The organism is Paracoccus sp. MKU1 (genome assembly GCF_001447385.1).
Taxonomy (GTDB): Bacteria; Pseudomonadota; Alphaproteobacteria; order Rhodobacterales; family Rhodobacteraceae; genus Paracoccus.
On sequence record NZ_LLWQ01000162.1, the window covers coordinates 81,333 to 97,123 of the forward strand.

At 68.3% G+C, this 15,791-nt stretch carries 15 protein-coding genes; 6 read left to right on the forward strand and 9 right to left on the reverse strand.

The features are described 5' to 3' along the window. Nucleotides 1-125: 125 nt before the first annotated feature. Nucleotides 126-968 (forward strand): outer membrane protein assembly factor BamD, encoded by an 843-nt coding sequence (locus AQY21_RS12110; RefSeq protein WP_058097902.1) that lies wholly within the window; start codon nt 126-128, stop codon nt 966-968. Between the two features lie 7 nt (nt 969-975). After that, nucleotides 976-2,619, forward strand: a complete 1,644-nt coding sequence (gene recN / locus AQY21_RS12115; protein ID WP_058097903.1) for a DNA repair protein RecN — start codon at nt 976-978, stop codon at nt 2,617-2,619. Here recN and AQY21_RS12120 read toward each other — a convergent pair. From AQY21_RS12120 to AQY21_RS12140, 5 genes are all read right to left on the reverse strand, one after another. Continuing rightward, on the reverse strand, nt 2,616-2,933 hold the full coding sequence (locus AQY21_RS12120; RefSeq protein WP_058097904.1) for a hypothetical protein: 318 nt from the start codon (nt 2,931-2,933) through the stop codon (nt 2,616-2,618). The genes recN and AQY21_RS12120 overlap by 4 nt on opposite strands. Nucleotides 2,934-3,013: 80 nt before the next feature. Beyond that, nucleotides 3,014-3,889: a 3-hydroxyisobutyrate dehydrogenase gene (gene mmsB / locus AQY21_RS12125; RefSeq protein ID WP_058097905.1), complete on the reverse strand. Its 876-nt coding sequence runs from the start codon at nt 3,887-3,889 to the stop codon at nt 3,014-3,016. Next, the gene (locus AQY21_RS12130) at nt 3,886-4,908 is read right to left on the reverse strand and encodes an enoyl-CoA hydratase/isomerase family protein (RefSeq protein ID WP_238986759.1); all 1,023 of its coding nucleotides are present in this window, start codon (nt 4,906-4,908) and stop codon (nt 3,886-3,888) included. Before AQY21_RS12130 ends, mmsB begins: the two co-directional genes overlap by 4 nt. Further along, nucleotides 4,908-6,053: an acyl-CoA dehydrogenase family protein gene (locus tag AQY21_RS12135; RefSeq protein WP_058097968.1), complete on the reverse strand. Its 1,146-nt coding sequence runs from the start codon at nt 6,051-6,053 to the stop codon at nt 4,908-4,910. Before AQY21_RS12135 ends, AQY21_RS12130 begins: the two co-directional genes overlap by 1 nt. A gap of 203 nt (nt 6,054-6,256) precedes the next feature. Then, on the reverse strand, nt 6,257-7,756 hold the full coding sequence (locus AQY21_RS12140) for a CoA-acylating methylmalonate-semialdehyde dehydrogenase (RefSeq protein WP_058097906.1): 1,500 nt from the start codon (nt 7,754-7,756) through the stop codon (nt 6,257-6,259). A 107-nt stretch (nt 7,757-7,863) separates the two neighbouring features. Here AQY21_RS12140 and AQY21_RS12145 point away from each other — a divergent pair, with 107 nt between their 5' ends. From AQY21_RS12145 to AQY21_RS12160, 4 genes are all read left to right on the forward strand, one after another. Then, nucleotides 7,864-8,757, forward strand: a complete 894-nt coding sequence (locus AQY21_RS12145; protein WP_058097907.1) for a LysR family transcriptional regulator — start codon at nt 7,864-7,866, stop codon at nt 8,755-8,757. Nucleotides 8,758-8,851: 94 nt separating this feature from the next. Continuing rightward, nucleotides 8,852-9,289, forward strand: a complete 438-nt coding sequence (locus tag AQY21_RS12150) for a CBS domain-containing protein (protein ID WP_058097908.1) — start codon at nt 8,852-8,854, stop codon at nt 9,287-9,289. 108 nt (nt 9,290-9,397) lie between these two features. Further along, nucleotides 9,398-9,892 carry a pantetheine-phosphate adenylyltransferase gene (coaD, locus tag AQY21_RS12155; RefSeq protein ID WP_058097909.1) on the forward strand — a complete coding sequence of 165 codons (495 nt, stop codon included), beginning with the start codon at nt 9,398-9,400 and terminating at the stop codon, nt 9,890-9,892. Between the two features lie 54 nt (nt 9,893-9,946). Continuing rightward, nucleotides 9,947-10,810 carry a DUF2189 domain-containing protein gene (locus AQY21_RS12160; protein WP_082658086.1) on the forward strand — a complete coding sequence of 288 codons (864 nt, stop codon included), beginning with the start codon at nt 9,947-9,949 and terminating at the stop codon, nt 10,808-10,810. 58 nt (nt 10,811-10,868) lie between these two features. On the opposite strand, the gene AQY21_RS12165 is transcribed toward AQY21_RS12160, so the two are convergent. From AQY21_RS12165 to AQY21_RS12180, 4 genes are all read right to left on the reverse strand, one after another. After that, nucleotides 10,869-11,372, reverse strand: coding sequence for a polymer-forming cytoskeletal protein (locus AQY21_RS12165; protein ID WP_058097910.1), 504 nt, complete (start codon nt 11,370-11,372; stop codon nt 10,869-10,871). Continuing rightward, complete coding sequence (locus tag AQY21_RS12170; RefSeq protein ID WP_058097911.1) at nt 11,362-12,651, reverse strand: M23 family metallopeptidase; 1,290 nt, start codon at nt 12,649-12,651, stop codon at nt 11,362-11,364. Before AQY21_RS12170 ends, AQY21_RS12165 begins: the two co-directional genes overlap by 11 nt. 426 nt (nt 12,652-13,077) lie before the next feature. Next, nucleotides 13,078-14,472, reverse strand: coding sequence for a short-chain fatty acyl-CoA regulator family protein (locus tag AQY21_RS12175; protein WP_058097912.1), 1,395 nt, complete (start codon nt 14,470-14,472; stop codon nt 13,078-13,080). Nucleotides 14,473-14,533: 61 nt separating this feature from the next. Beyond that, nucleotides 14,534-15,742, reverse strand: coding sequence for a multidrug effflux MFS transporter (locus tag AQY21_RS12180; protein WP_058097913.1), 1,209 nt, complete (start codon nt 15,740-15,742; stop codon nt 14,534-14,536). Nucleotides 15,743-15,791: the final 49 nt, after the last annotated feature.

The following is a 15,791-nucleotide window of genomic DNA, read 5'->3' on the forward strand; positions in this document are numbered from 1 at the left end:
TGACGGCCGTGCCGCCCATTTTGCCGTTTTGGCATTTTGCGCAGCCCGATTTTCTGTGCTAGGACGACCGGGTCGCGCGGGCCTGCGCCCATGCGGCGGCGTGAATTTCTGACGGGCGGGATGGAATGACAGGCATCAGATCGGGTTCCTTGGTCGCGGCTGTGCTGTCGTTGGGCCTGCTGGCGGGCTGTTCGGGCGGTGCGGGGAACAAGCCCGAATCATTCGAGAATTTCACCGCCGAACAGATCTACAAGCGCGGCGAATACGAGCTGGAGAATTCCCGCAGGCCCAAGGATGCGGTGCAATACTTCACCGAGGTCGAGCGGCTCTACCCCTATTCCGAATGGGCCAAGCGCGCGCTGATCATGCAGGCCTATTCCTATCACCGTGCCCGCGACTACGAAGAGGCGCGCGGCGCCGCGCAACGGTTCATCGACACCTATCCGGGCGATGCGGACGCGGCCTATGCGAAATACCTGCTGGCGCTGTCCTATTACGACCAGATCGACGAGGTCGGCCGCGACCAGGGCCTGACCTTCCAGGCCTTGCAGGCGCTGCGCGAGGTGATCGAGCAATATCCCGATACCGAATATGCCCGCTCGGCCATCCTGAAATTCGACCTGGCCTTCGACCATCTCGCCGCCAAGGAGATGGAGATCGGCCGCTACTACCTCAAGCGCGGCCATTACACCGCGGCAATCAACCGCTTCCGCGTCGTGGTCGAGGAGTTTCAGACCACCAGTCACACGCCCGAGGCGCTGATGCGGCTGGTCGAGGCCTATCTGGCGCTTGGCCTGAACGACGAGGCGCAGACCGCAGGCGCGATCCTGGGTCACAACTTCCAGTCCTCGCCCTTCTACCAGGACGCCTTCGCGCAGCTGCGTGGGCGCGGCTTGCAGGCCGAAGCGCGCGGCGACAGCTGGCTGACTCGGATCTATCGCCAGGTCATCCAGGGCAAGTGGCTGTAAGCGGGCGATGCTGCGGCATCTCGACATCCGCGACATGCTGCTGATCGACCGGCTGGAGCTGGAGTTCCAGCCCGGCCTGAACGTGCTGACCGGCGAGACGGGGGCGGGCAAGTCGATTCTGCTCGATTGCCTGGGCTTCGTCCTGGGCTGGCGTGGCCGGGCCGATCTGGTGCGCGCCGGCGCCAGCCAGGGCGAGGTCACGGCGGTTTTCGACCTGCCGGCCGGCCATCCCGCCCGCACGCTGCTGGACGAGGCGGGCTTTCCGGTCTCGGACGAGCTGATCATCCGCCGGGTGAATGCCGGCGACGGGCGCAAGACCGGCTGGATCAACGACCGCCGCGCCTCGGGTGAGGTGCTGCGCACGCTCTCGGAGCTGCTGGTCGAGCTGCATGGCCAGCATGACGACCGCGGATTGCTGAACCCGCGCGGCCACCGGCTGCTGCTCGACGCCTTTGCCGGGGTAGACCTGGGTCCGACCCGTGCCGCCTGGGCCGCCCGGCGTGCGGCGCGCACGGCGCTGGCCGAGGCCGAGGCGGCGCTGGCGGCCGCCAAGGGCGAGGAGGAATATCTGCGCCATGCCGTCGCCGAACTTGACAAGCTCGACCCCCAGCCGGGCGAGGAGGCCCAGCTCGACACCCGCCGCCGGGCCATGCAGGGCGCCGAGCGCATCCGCGAGGATGTGGCGCGGGCCTTGCAGGCGCTGGGATCGGAGGGTGCCGAGGGCGCCATGCTCGATGCCGTGCGCTGGCTCGACGGTGCTGCCGAACGGGCCGAGGGTCGGCTGGAGGCCCCCGCCGCGGCCCTGCAACGGGCGCTGATCGAGCTGGGCGAGGCGGTCTCGGGCGTCGAGGCGGCGCTGGAGGCGATGGATTTCGACCCGCGCGACCTGGAGGCGACCGAGGAGCGGCTGTTCGCGCTGCGGGCCCTGGCGCGTAAGCATGACGTTCTGGCCGACGATCTGGCCGGCCTGGCCGACGAGTTGCGGGCGCGGCTCGGCCAGATCGACGCGGGCGAAGGCGATCTGGCGCGCCTGCGCGACGCCGTGGCGGCGGCCGACGCCGGCTATGCCGCTGCGGCGGCCGCTCTGTCGGACCGGCGTGCCACGGCCGCCAAGCGGCTCGATGCCGCGATGGCGGCCGAACTTGCGCCGCTGAAGATGGAGCGTGCCGTGTTCGAGACCCGGCTCTCCGAGACCGAACCGGGCCCCGAGGGCCGCGACGCCGTGGCCTTCACCGTCGCCACCAATCCCGGCGCGCCGGCCGGGCCGCTCGACCGCATCGCCTCGGGCGGCGAGCTGTCGCGCTTCCTGCTGGCGCTCAAGGTCTGCCTGGCGCGCGGCAACGACGCGCTGGTGCTGATCTTCGACGAGATCGACCGCGGCGTGGGGGGCGCCACCGCCGATGCGGTGGGCCGGCGTCTGGCGCGGCTGGCCGAGGGGGCGCAGGTTCTGGTCGTCACCCACAGCCCACAGGTCGCGGCGCTTGGCGGGCATCACTTCCGGGTGGCGAAATCGGTGCAGGGCGGCATGACCACCTCCAGTGTCGCCGCCTTGACTGCCAGCCAGCGCATCGAGGAAATCGCCCGCATGCTTTCGGGCGAGGAGATCACACCCGCCGCGAAAGAGGCGGCGCGGGCGCTGTTGCAGGTCTAGTCCACGATCCGATCCACCTGCCGGATGATCGACAGCACCTGGGCGCTTTCCGGGTCATAGCGGATCAGCTTGCCATCGACTATGCCGTAGCGGCTGCCCGAAGGCGCCTCGCTCATGCCGTAGAGACCGGGGCGCGTCACCTGATGCAGGCGCGCGCTGTCAAGACGGTCGCCGACCCGCAGCATGGCGGGCTGTTCGGCGGCGGCTTGGGCGACCGGTTGCGCAGCCTGCCCGACCTGCTGGGCGAGGCAGACCGGGGCGAGTGCGGCCAGCAGGCCGGCGGCGACGAACAGGCTCTGGCGATTGCGTAACATGGCTCCAGCCTGACACAAAAAGCTTGATCGGGGATTAAACGCCGCAAACCCCCGATCGGCTCCCTCACGAATCCGAGAAATCAGTCGTGCCGGTGCCGGCCCTCGAATCTGGGGAGCATAGCTGAGAAGTCTTTTCCCTTTCCGTTCTCGTTTTCGACGAATCGGGCATAGAGGGCGGCGGCGAGCTCGCCCATGGGGGTGTCGGCATCCGCGGCCTCGGCGGCCTGCTGGCTCAGCCGCAGGTCCTTGAGCATCAGCTCGGCGGCGAAGCCAGGGCGATAGCCGTTGTCGGCGGGCGATTGCGGGCCGACGCCCGGCGCCGGGCAATAGGCGTTCATCGACCAGCTGTAGCCCGAGGAGGTCGAGACCACGTCGAACATCTTTTGCCGGTCCAGCCCCAGCTTGTCGGCCAGCGCGAAGGCCTCGCAGGTGGCGATCATCGTCACGCCCAGGATCATGTTGTTGCAGATCTTCGCCGCCTGGCCGGCACCCGCCGCGCCGCAATGCACCGCCTTCTGGCCCATGATGTCGAAGAGCGGCTTCACCTTGTCGAAGGCCTCGGCCGAGCCGCCGACCATGAAGGTCAGCGTGCCGGCGGTGGCGCCGCCGACCCCGCCCGAAACCGGCGCGTCCAGCGCGCCCAGCCCCGCCGCCCGCGCCTGCGCCGCCACCGCACGGGCGCTGTCCACGTCGACCGTCGAGCAATCGCAGAACACCGCGCCCGCGGCCATGGCGGGCACGATCTCATCGGCGACCGCGCGCAGGATGGCGCCGTTCGGCAGCATGGTGATGACCACCTCGGCGCTCTTTGCCGCCTCGGCGGCGCTGGCGGCGCGGCCGACGCCCTCGGGCATCGGCGCGGCCAGGTCGAAGCCCGCGACCGCGTGCCCGGCCCTGGCCAGATTGGCCGCCATCGGGCCGCCCATATTGCCCAAGCCGATGAATCCGATCTTCATGTCCGGTCCTCCCATTCGATTTCGTCCTCGCCCAGCGGCGCCAGCATCGCCGCGACATGCGCCGGGCTGGCATCGGCCGACCATTGCGGGTTGCGGTCCTTGTCGATGATCTGCGCCCGCACGCCTTCCAGGAAATCGCTCTCGGCCGTGGCGCGGGCGGTAAAGCGCAGCTCGCGCGCCAGGCTGTCGCGCAGGCTGGCGTCATTGCGCGCCGCGCGCACCAGCGCCAGCGTCGCCGCCATCGACAGGGGCGAGTTGCGGCGCAGCGGCTTCAGCGCCGCCTCGTCGCCCGCCGCCTCCAGCGCGGCCATGATCTCGGCCACGCTCGGACCGCCAAAGGCCGAAAGGTCGCGGCCCTCCAGCGGCGCCTCGGGGCGGGGGTGGCCTTCGATCAGCGCCACGTCGCCGGTCTCGGCCAGCCGCGCGATCAGCGCCGGCCATTCCGCCTCGGGGATATAGCTGTCCGCGAAGCCGGTGAAGATCGCGTCGCCGGCGCCGATCCGCGCCCCGGTCAGGCCCAGATATTCGCCGGCATGCCCCGGCGCATGGCCCAGCAGCCAGCTGCCGCCGACATCCGGGATCAGGCCGATGCCGGTCTCGGGCATGGCGATCTGGGTGCTGTCGCCGACGATGCGGTGGCTGGCATGGCCGCCGACGCCGACGCCGCCGCCCATCACGAAGCCCTGCATGAAGGCGACGATGGGCTTGGGATAGTCCTTGATCCGGGCGTTCATGCGGTATTCGTCGCGGAAGAACGCGCGCCCGACCCGGTGGTCGCCCGCCAGCCCGGCGCGATAGACCGCGGCGATGTCGCCGCCCGAGCAGAAGGCGCGCTCGCCCGCGGCGTCGATGACGACCAGCGCCACCTCGGGATCGTCGCGCCATTCCTGCAAGGCGGCGTCGATGGCCAGCGCCATCTCGTGGCTCAGCGCGTTCAGCGCCTGCGGGCGGTTGAAGGTCAGCCGCCCGGCGCGGCGGTCCTTGCGGGCAATCATGTCGGATTCGGGCATCTCGGCCATCAGTCACGCTCCGCCAGCAGGGCGCGGCCGACGATCAGCCGCATGATCTCGTTGGTGCCTTCCAGGATCTGGTGCACGCGCAGGTCGCGCACGATCTTCTCGATCCCGTAATCGGCCAGATAGCCGTAGCCGCCATGCAGTTGCAGGCACTGGTTCGCGACCTCGAAGGCGCGGTCGGTGACATGCAGCTTGGCCATGGCGCAGAACTTGCTGGCGTCGCGCTCGCCCCGGTCCAGCTTCCAGGCCGCCTGGCGCAGGAAGATCCGCGCCGATTGCAGCGCCGTCTCCATCTCGGCCAGGCGGAATTGCAGCGCCTGGAACTGGTCCAGCGTCTGGCCGAAGGCGCGGCGCTCGCCCATGTAGCGCAGGGTCGCGTCCAGCGCCGCCTGCGCGCCCCCCAGCGCCCCGGCTGAGATGTTCAGCCGCCCGCCGTCCAGGCCCGCCATGGCATAGGCAAAGCCGCGGCCTTCCTCGCCGATCAGGTTCTCCTCGGGGATGACGCAATCGTCGAACTGCACCTGGGCGGTCGGCTGCGCCTTCCAGCCCATCTTGTGCTCGAGCGCGCCGAAGCTGAGGCCGGGCGTGCCGGCCTCGACCACCATGGTCGAGATGCCCTTGGGCCCGTCCTGGCCGGTGCGGACCATCACGAGATAGCAATCCGAATAGCTGCCGCCCGAGATGAAGGCCTTGGTGCCGTTCAGCTTCCAGCCGCCCTCGACCCGCTCGGCGCGGGTGCGCAGGGCGGCGGCGTCCGAGCCCGAGCCCGGCTCGGTCAGGCAATAGGAGAAGACCTTCTCCATGCTGCACAGGCCGGGCAGCCAGCGGGCCTTGTTCGCGGGGGTGCCGAACTTGTCGATCATGCCGCCGCACATGTTGTGGATCGACAGGAACGATCCGACCGAGGGGCAGGCCATGGCCAGCGCCTCGAAGACCAGCGTCGCGTCGAGGCGGGTGAGCCCGGTGCCGCCGTGCTCCTCGCCGACATAGACGCCGCCGAAGCCCAGCTCGGCCGAGCGCGCCCACAACTCGCGGGGAATGCTGCCCGCCTCTTCCCAGGCCCGGGAATGCGGCGCGATATGCTCGGCCCCGAAATCCCGCGCCAGGTCGAAGATCGCCTGCTGTTCCTCGCTCAGACCGAAATCCATGCTATCCCCCATGTCTTTCGTGATGATGTTTTGCCCGGTCATGGCCGGAAAATGTTGCGCCAGTTTTGCAGCCTTGCGCGAAACGGCGGGGGCGACAACCGCCCCGGGGTTGTTTCGTGTCCAAATATCCCGGGGGAGCGTGCCTTGCCCCCCGTTGAGGGGGGCAAGGCACGCGGGGGCAGAGCCCCCGCCCTTCTCTGCCGTCAGTCCATGGCCTTGAAGTTCAACGCCACGCCGTCCTTGATGCCCGAGAACCAGCGGGCGGTGACGGTCTTGGTCTTGGTGTAGAAGCGGAAGGCGTCCGGGCCATACTGGTTCAGGTCGCCGAAGGCCGACTTCTTCCAGCCGCCGAAGGTGTAGTAGCTCAGCGGCACCGGGATCGGGAAGTTGATGCCGACCATGCCCACGTTCACCCGGCTGGCGAAGTCGCGCGCCGTGTCGCCGTCGGCGGTATAGATCGCCGTGCCGTTGCCATAGTCGTTGTCCATGACCAGGTTCAGCGCCTCCTCGTAGCTCTGCGCCCGCACGGTCGAGAGCACCGGGCCGAAGATCTCTTCCTTGTAGATCTCCATGTCGCGGGTCACGTTGTCGAACAGCGACGGGCCGCAGAAGAAGCCGTTCTCATAGCCCTGGATCTTCAGCCCGCGGCCGTCCACGACCAGCTTGGCGCCCTGCTCCACGCCGGAATCGATCAGCCGGTTGATGCGCTCCTGCGCGGCCTTGGTGATGACCGGGCCGAAATCCACGTCCTCGCCCGCCGTATAGGGGCCGACCTTCAGCTTCTCGATCTTGGGGATCAGCCGCTCGATCAGCGCGTCGGCGGTCTTGTCGCCCACCGGCACCGCGACCGAGATCGCCATGCAGCGTTCGCCCGCCGCGCCGAAGCCGGCGCCGACCAGCGCGTCCGCCGCCTTGTCCAGGTCGGCGTCGGGCATGATCAGCATGTGGTTCTTGGCGCCGCCGAAGCATTGCGCGCGCTTGCCGTTCGCCGCCGCCCGGCCATAGATGTATTGCGCGATCGGGGTCGAGCCCACGAAGCCCACCGCCTGCACGGTCGGGTGGTCCAGGATCGCGTCCACGATCTCCTTGTCGCCGTTGACGACTTGCAGCACGCCGTCGGGCAGCCCGGCCTCCTGCGCGAGCTTGGCCAGCATGATCGAGGTCGAGGGCACGCGCTCGGAGGGCTTCAGGATCATCGCGTTGCCCGAGGCCAGCGCCGGGCCCATCTTCCACAAGGGGATCATCGCCGGGAAGTTGAAGGGGGTGATGCCCGCGACCACGCCCAGCGGCTGGCGCATCGAGTAAAGGTCGATGCCGGGGCCGCCATTGTCGGTGAACTCGCCCTTCAGCATGGCGGGGGCGCCCATGCAGACCTCGATCACCTCGAGCCCGCGCTGCACGTCGCCGCGCGCGTCGGGCAGGGTCTTGCCGTGTTCGCGGCTGACGAGCTCAGCCAGGGCATCCATGTTGTCGTTGATGAGCTGGCCGAATTTCATCATCACCCGCGCACGGCGCTGCGGGTTGGTGGCGGCCCAGGCGACCTGCGCCTTTTCGGCGCTGCGCACCGCAGCGTCCAGCTCGGCCGGGGTGGCCAGCGGCAGCCTGGCGATCACCTCGCCGGTCGCCGGGTTCATCACGTCGCTGAAACGGCCCGAGGTGCCCTTGACTTCCTTGCCGTCGATCCAGTGCGAAAGTTCTTCCATGAGTGCCTCCCATGAGTGTCGGTCTGGCCGGAGCATAGACTTGCAGCATTGCCGGAAAAAGAGGAAGTCTGGCAAAAGGGTTTTGCATTTCTGCAAAGGCAGCCGGCATGGACTGGGACGACCTGCGCATCTTTCTGGCCGTGGCACGCGCCGACAGCCTCTCGGGGGCCGGGCGCCGGCTGGGCATCGACGCCTCGACCGTGGGCCGGCGGGTGGCGCGGCTGGAAGGCGCGCTGGGGGCCAAGCTGTTCGTCAAGACGCCGCAGGGCTATGCGCTGGCGCCCGAGGGCGAGCGGCTGCTTCCCCATGCCGAGGCGGTCGAGGCGGCGCTGAGCGGTGCCGAGGAGGCGCTGAGCGGCCCGGGCGACCTGTCCGGACAACTGCGCATCGGTGCGCCGGACGGTTGCGCGAACTATCTTTTGCCGCAGGTCTGCGCGCGGCTGTCCGAAGCGCATCCGCGGCTGGAGATCCAGATCGTCGCGCTGCCGCGGGTCTTCAACCTGTCCAAGCGCGAGGCGGACATGGCCATCGCCGTTTCGCAGCCGCAGGCGGGGCGGCTGGTGGTGCAGCGCCTGACCGATTACCAGCTGCACCTGGCCGGGCATGAGGATTACCTGCGCGCCCATCCGCCGATCCGCTCGCGCGAGGATCTGCGCGGCCATCGCATGATCGGCTATATCGCCGACATGATCTTCGACCGCGAACTGGACTACCTGACCGAGACGGGGGCGGAATGGGCGGCGCTGACCTCGAACTCGGTCTCGGTGCAGATGCAGGCGATCCGGGTGGGGGCGGGGCTGGGGATCGTGCATGATTTCGCGATTCCCTTCTGCCCCGGCGTGCAGAGGGTGCTGGCCGACCAGATTTCGCTGACGCGCAGCTTCTGGCTGATCCGGCACGCCGACGACCGCCGCTCGCAGCGGATGACCCGGCTGGCGGATGCGCTGGCGCAGGGCATCCGGGCCGAGGTGGCGCGGCTTCAGGCGCTGGTCTTTCCCTGAGTCGCTGCGCTGCAACATCGGGCTTGACGCAAGCGCGGGTTGAGGTGACGCTGGGCGCCAGCGACAGCTTTCGCCAGCCTGAGGAGGAATAGCAATGCTCGTCAACCAGATCCTGTCGATGAAGGCCAGCGGCGAGATTTTCACCGTCGCCCCGAGTGCCAGCGTGGCCGATGCCGCCAAGCTGCTTTCGGAAAAGCGCATCGGTGCGATCGTGGTCTCCGAGGACGGCAAGATCCCGCTTGGCATCCTGTCTGAACGCGACATCGTGCGCGAACTTGGCCGACGCGGCGCCACGGTCCTCGACCAGCCCATCACCGAGCTGATGACCCACAAGCTTGCGACCTGCGCCACCGGCGAGGATGCGCTGGTGATTCTGGACCGCATGACCCAGGGCCGGTTCCGCCACTTGCCGGTGGTGAACGAGCAGGGCGAGATGGTTGGCCTCGTCTCGATCGGCGATGCGGTCTCGGCGCGGCTCAAGGAGCTGGCGGCGGAAAAAGAGGCCCTCACCGGCATGATCATGGGCAACTGAGCCGGGGCCGATCACCGCCAGGCGAATCGCCGGATGGGCGCATGGCCTTGCATTCCTTGCCGAAACCCTGTTTGACTGCCGGTATTCGGCGAGGAGAAGGCAACCCCCATGCGCATCGGGCTTTACCCAGGCACCTTCGATCCCATTACCTTGGGCCATCTCGACATCATCCAGCGCGCGCTGGAGCTGGTGGACCGGCTGGTGATCGGCGTCGCCATCAACCGCGACAAGAGCCCACTGTTCGCGCTTGAGGATCGCGTCGCCATGGTTCGCGAGGAATGCGACCGGATCGTCGCCAGGCGCGGCGGCGAGATCGTCGTCCATCCGTTCGAGAACCTGCTCATCGACTGCGCCCGCGATGTCGGCGCCACGGTGATCGTGCGCGGGTTGCGGGCGGTGGCGGATTTCGAATACGAGTTCCAGATGGTCGGCATGAACCGGGCCATGGATGACAGCATCGAGACCGTGTTCCTGATGGCCGATGCCCGTCGCCAGGCCATCGCCTCGAAACTGGTCAAGGAGATCGCCAGGCTGGGCGGGGACGTGTCGAAATTCGTCTCGCCCACCGTGCGGGAGGCGCTGGTCAACCGCTTCGCGCGCTGAGGCTTTTTCTTTACCGCCGGCCTGCTAACCTTCGTTCCATTGACGGAGGAACAGATGGTCGTGACCGATTCGGACCCCAAGCCCATTCCCACCCCGATCCCCGAGCCCGAACGGCAGCCTTTGCCCGACCCCTTGCCCGATCCCGGCCCCGACGAGATCCCGCTGCCGGCGGTGATCGACCTGGATGCCATTCCGGCGGTGCTGGCGGCGGGCTGGCGGGATTTCCGCCGCGCCCCGGCCTTTGGCCTGCTGTTCGCCGCCTTCTATGTCATGGGCGGGCTGGTGCTGACCGCGGTGGCCACGGCGGCGGGGCAGGAATGGTGGCTGATGCCCTTCATCGTCGGCTTTCCGCTGATCGCGCCCTTCGCCGCCGTCGGCCTTTACGAGGTCAGCCGGCGCATCGAATCGGACCGGCCGCTGATCTGGCGCGAGGTGCTGGCCGTCGTCATCGCGCAAAAGGACCGGCAGGTGCCGTCGATGGCCATGGTCATCCTGCTGATGTTCATGTTCTGGGTCTTTGTCGCCCATACCATCTTCGCGCTGTTCATGGGCGTTTCGGCGCTGACCAACATCACCTCCTCGCCCGAGGTGCTTCTGCAAGGCCGGGGGCTGGTCATGCTGGCGGCGGGGGCGGCGATCGGGGCAGGCTTTGCCGCGCTGCTGTTCTCGATCACCGTGGTCGGGCTGCCGCTGATCCTGGACCGCGAGGTGGACCTGATCTCGGCCATCATCGCCAGCTTCCAGGCGGTGGGCGCGAATCTGCCGGTGATGCTGTCCTGGGCGATGGTCATCGCCACGCTGCTGTTCGCCGGCATCGTGCCGTTGTTCCTGGGGCTGTTCGTCGTGCTGCCGGTGCTGGGCCATGCCAGCTGGCACATGTATCGCCTGCTGATGCCGGACCCCGAGCCCGGACCATGAACGGCGCCATGAAAAAGGGCGGCTCGTTGGCCGCCCGCTTGTCAGGATGATCCTGGGATCATTCGGCGTCGCTGTTCGCGGCCCGGGCGGCGGGCGGCGCCAGCTTCTTCGGCGTCACGCCATTGGCCAGCGGGTCCTCCTGGCGCTGGACCGAGCCCTCGAAATGCGCACCGGATTCGATGGCGATGGTCTTGTGGATGATGTCGCCCTCGACCCGCGCGGTGGCGGTCAGGCGGACCTTCAGGCCACGGACGCGGCCGACGACGCGGCCGTTCACCACCACCTCCTCGGCGACGATTTCGCCGCGGATGGTGGCGCTTTCGCCGACGATCAGCTGATGGGCGCGGATGTCGCCCTCGACCGTGCCCTCGACCTGGATGTCGCCCTGGGTCTGGATATTGCCGGTGACGGTCAGGTCCGGGGACAGCACCGAAGGCGCCGTGCGCGCCCGCGGAGCGGCTGCCGGAATGTCGTAACTCGTGTCAAGGCTGCGCGCGGGTTCGGGCTCGGGGGTCGGCTGGGTGCGGGGGCCGGGTTCGGTGACACGGGTTTTAGAAAACATTTTGGGCTGCCTTGATGAAGCTCATGGGATTCACGGCACGGCCGTTCACGCGAACCTCATAGTGAAGATGCGAGCCGGTCGATCTGCCGGTATTGCCCATATCACCGATCAGGCTGCCGCGCGACACCTTTTGGCCGGCCTTCACGCGAATCTTGGACAGGTGGCCATAGCGGGTCTCGGTGCCCAGCTCGTGCTGGATCTTGATCAGGTTGCCATAGCCGCGCTGCCAGCCGGCAAAGATCACCGTGCCTTCGCCGGTGGCATAGACCGGCGTGCCGACGGGCGCGGCCATGTCGATGCCCTCATGCGCGCGGCCCCAGCGCCGGCCGAAGGGCGAGGTATAGCGGAAGGCCGATTTGACCGGCATGGCCAGCGGCATCTTCTCGATGGCGATGCGATAGCTGTTCACCTGGTCCAGCGTGATCAGGATCTCGTTGGCCTTGGCCTCGCCCTGGCTGATGTCGGCATCGCCGCTGGAGGAATAGCTGACCGGGTTCAGCGGGCCGCCCTGGCCGGAATAGCCGCGGCGCACGGTCTTGAGAATCTCGTCCGGGTTCATGCCGACGCTGCGGAACATGTCGTCCAGCGGCTTGACCGAGATGGAGACGGCATCCTCGAGCTGCGCCAGAATCTCGTCGTTGCGGGCCACGATCTGGTCGCGCTCCAGCGTGATGGCCTCGGCAATGCGCTTGGCGTCCTCGGCCTGCTGCATCGCCTCGATGCGCTGGCTGGCGGCCTGTTTCAGTTCGCCTGACAGGATGTCCAGCGCGGCTTGCAGCTCGGCGGTGCGGACCGGGGCAGCCTCGCCATTGGCAGCAGCCAGCGCCTCGGCCTGGTGCTGGGCCTTCACGATCTCTTGCAGATTGGCCTGCACCGCGCCCAGGCCGGTTTCCAGCTCGCGCCGCTGCGCTTCGGATTCCAGCAACAGCGATTGCATGCGCGACACCTGGTCCAGCGCCACGGTGAACCGATTCTGTGCCGCCGCCGCCTCGGCAGCGCGGCGGTCGCGCTCGGCCGAAAGGTCGGTCAACCGCGCCTCGAGGGCGCTTTGCGCAAGCTGCGCCTCGTTGCGGGACGCGCCGGCGCTGATCGCATCGATGACCAGGATGGAGCTGGCGATGATCGTCCAGCCAAAGACCAGCGCGATGCCGCCAAGGGCAACCAGCTGCGTGGCCGGACGCAACCGCAGGAAGCGGGTGGTCTTGTCCGATTTCAGGAAGAGGCGCTGTTCTGGCAGCCAGCGCTCAAGCACCGAATTCAGGCTATGGGTGATGCGCAATGTCCCTGGTCCATGTTGTTGCGGCCGGTCAGCCGGGCAGAGGCAGTCACGGCTGCGCACGGATAAATCCGACCTGTGGTCAAAGCGCAACAGCGGCGGGGGGCCTGCATGGATCTTGGGCGGATTGACGCCGATCCGTGCCGGGCCTGCGGGTGGATATCCGCCGGCGGTTTTGGTCTTGCTGTTGCAACCGAGGGTTGATCTTGACGGTGTGCCCTATAAGCTTATGAAATATCTCTAACAATCTTGATGGCCAGATGCTTTCGTCCATTCCTGGCGGGCTGGCGCGAATAATTGTCGCAGCCCGCAGGCTTTGCCCGGCAAATGGGCAGAGCCGGGCGGATTGCGTGGCGGCCAAGGCGATTCCCCTGTGGCTTTCGGCTGCGGCAAGGGAACCGGTTCGCGGGCCGGGCGTTTGCGGCGGTTTCAGGCGATCTCGTAGGGCAGCGGGCCGGGGCGATCCGCCGGGATGCGGATATGGCGGTCCACCGGCGGTACCGAGCGCTGGTGGCAGTTCGGCCGCGGACAGATCCGGCAGGACACGCCGATCGGCTCGAACAGCTGCGGATTGCCGATGTCCAGCCCGTCGGCATAGACCACCTCGCGGGCATGGCTGATCTCGCAGCCCAGACCGATGGCGAAGCGGCGCACCGGGGCGCCGAATGCGCCCGCCGGCTTCGACACGTCCCGCGCCAGCAGCAGGTAACGCTTGCCGTCCGGCGTCTCGGCCAGTTGCCGCAGGAAGCGGCCGGGCGTCTCGAAGGCCTGATGCACGTTCCACAAGGGACAGGCGCCGCCGAAACGGGCGAATTGCATCCGCGTGGCGGAATGGCGCTTGGTGATGGTGCCCGCCTGATCGACGCGCACGAAAAAGAACGGCACGCCCCGGTCACCGCCGCGTTGCAGGGTCGAGAGCCGATGCGCGACCTGCTCCAGCGAGGCGTGGAACAGATGCGCCAGCCGCTCCAGGTCGTGCCGCTCGGCCCGCGCCGTGGCCAGGAAGCGGGCATAGGGCATCATGGCCGCGCCGGCGAAATAGTTCGCCAGCCCCAGCCGGGCGATGTCGCGGGCCGAGACGCTGCGGAACCGTGCCAGTTCCAGCGTCGCCTCCAGCAGGTCGGCGCGCGTCTCCAGCGCCAGCAGGTGCAAGAGCTGGAAGGCTTGCGTGGCGGGCTCGGCGGCGGCATTGAGCGTGATGCGCTTGCCGTCGCGCAGATAGACCGGGCCGCTGCCCAGCTCGGCCAGGACCACCTCGATGGCGCGTTCGGCCAGCGCGGCAATGGCGCGGTCCAGCGGGCGCAGGTCGGGACGCGAGCGGGCGAAATGCTCGGCGGCGCGGTCCACGGCGTCGATATAGTTGTCGCAATAGTGGAAGAAGTCGCGCACCTCCTCCCAGGGCGAGGGCGTGGCGTTCTGCGCGCCGGCGCCAAGCGCCTCGTCCAGCGCCGCCAGCCGCTCCTGCCCCTCGCGATGGGCGCGATAGAGGTCCAGGAAGGCGCGGGCCAGCGCCGGCGCGTTGGTCGCCGCCAGCCGCAGGTCGGCACGCGGCGGCGGGCTGTCGAACAGCGGATCGGCCAGCGCCTCGGCCATGTCCATGACCATGCGCTCGGCATCGCCTACCGCCATAGCACCCAGATCGACCGAGAATTCCGAGGCGAGCCGCAGCAGCACCCCGGCCGAGACCGGGCGGTGGTTGTTCTCCATCTGCGAGAGATAGGGCAGCGACACGCCCAGCCTGTCCGCGAAGGCGCGCTGGGTCAGCCCGGCGCGGGCGCGCGTCTCGCGCAGGGCGACGCCGGCATAGATCTTCTGGGTGGCCATCTGACCTCCTGGCTTTGCAAAGATAGGGATACGCTTTGCAAATGCCTTGCCGCAAGAGGGATCAGCCGCGGCTGATGACCTGCCTTTCGCGGATCATGACCCACAGGATGAAGCCGATCGATGCGACGGCCGATCCGGCCATTATGACCAGCAGCGGTCCGGCACCGGAATCGTCATGCAGCAGTGCCCCGGCCAGCGCCGCCAGTCCCGCGCCGCCGGCCACCGCCATGGCGCCGCCCAGCCCGCTGGCGGTGCCGGCCAGTTCTGGGCGAACGCTCATCATCCCGGCATTGGCATTGGGCAACACCATGCCGTTGCCCAGCCCCATCAGCCCGACCGAGCCGAAAAAGACCAGCGGCGTCAGCCCGCCCATCAGGTCGATGACCAGTGCCAGCACCAGGAAGACCGAGCAGATTAGCGCCCCCGACAGGATCATCCGATTCATGCCGATCCGGGTCGAGAACCGCGCCGAAAGGTAATTCCCCAGCGCATAGCCGATCGAGGGGCCGGCGAACCAGTAGCCGACCTCGGCCGGCGACAGGTGCAGCACCACCTGGCCGACAAAAGGCGCGCCGCCCAGATAGGCGTAGAACGATCCGGCGCTGAGCGTCGCGGCCAGCGCATAGCCCCAGAACCGCTGCGAGCGGGCCAGGACCGGATAGGTCGCAACCTGCTGGCGCAGCGGCACGCCGCCGCCGCGGGCCGTCTCGGTCAGGTCGAAGGTGCACAGCGCCATGACCGCCAGCCCGGCCAGCCCCATGGCGACGAAGCTGGCCCGCCAGCCCAGGGTTTCGTCCAGCACGCCCCCCAGCGTGGGCGCGACCATCGGCACCAGCGACATGCCCATGGTGACATAGCCGATCATGCTGGCCGCCTGTTCGGCCGGCACGATGTCGCGCACCACGGCGCGGCTGATGACGAAGCCGGTCGTCACCACTGCCTGGATCAGCCGGAAAAGCATGAACCAGCCGGCATCCGTGGCCAGCAGCGCCCCGATGGTCGCCACCAGGAAGATCGCGAACGAGCCCAGCACCACCGGCCGGCGCCCGAACCGGTCGCTGATCGGGCCGCAAAGCAGTTGCAGCACCGCGCTGACCGCCAGGAAGGCCGAGACGGAGAGCTGCATGAAGCCGTATTCCACGCCGAAATCCCGCGCCATGGCCGGCAGCGAGGGCAGGAAGATATTCATCGAAAGCGCCCCGGCGGCCGAGATCGAAACCAGCGTCAGGATGCTTGGACGGCGGGGGGTGGAGGGGATCGCGCTGCTCATGCCCGCACCTTTGCCCGGCCGGCGGGCGAAGGCAACCGCCTGTTTACGC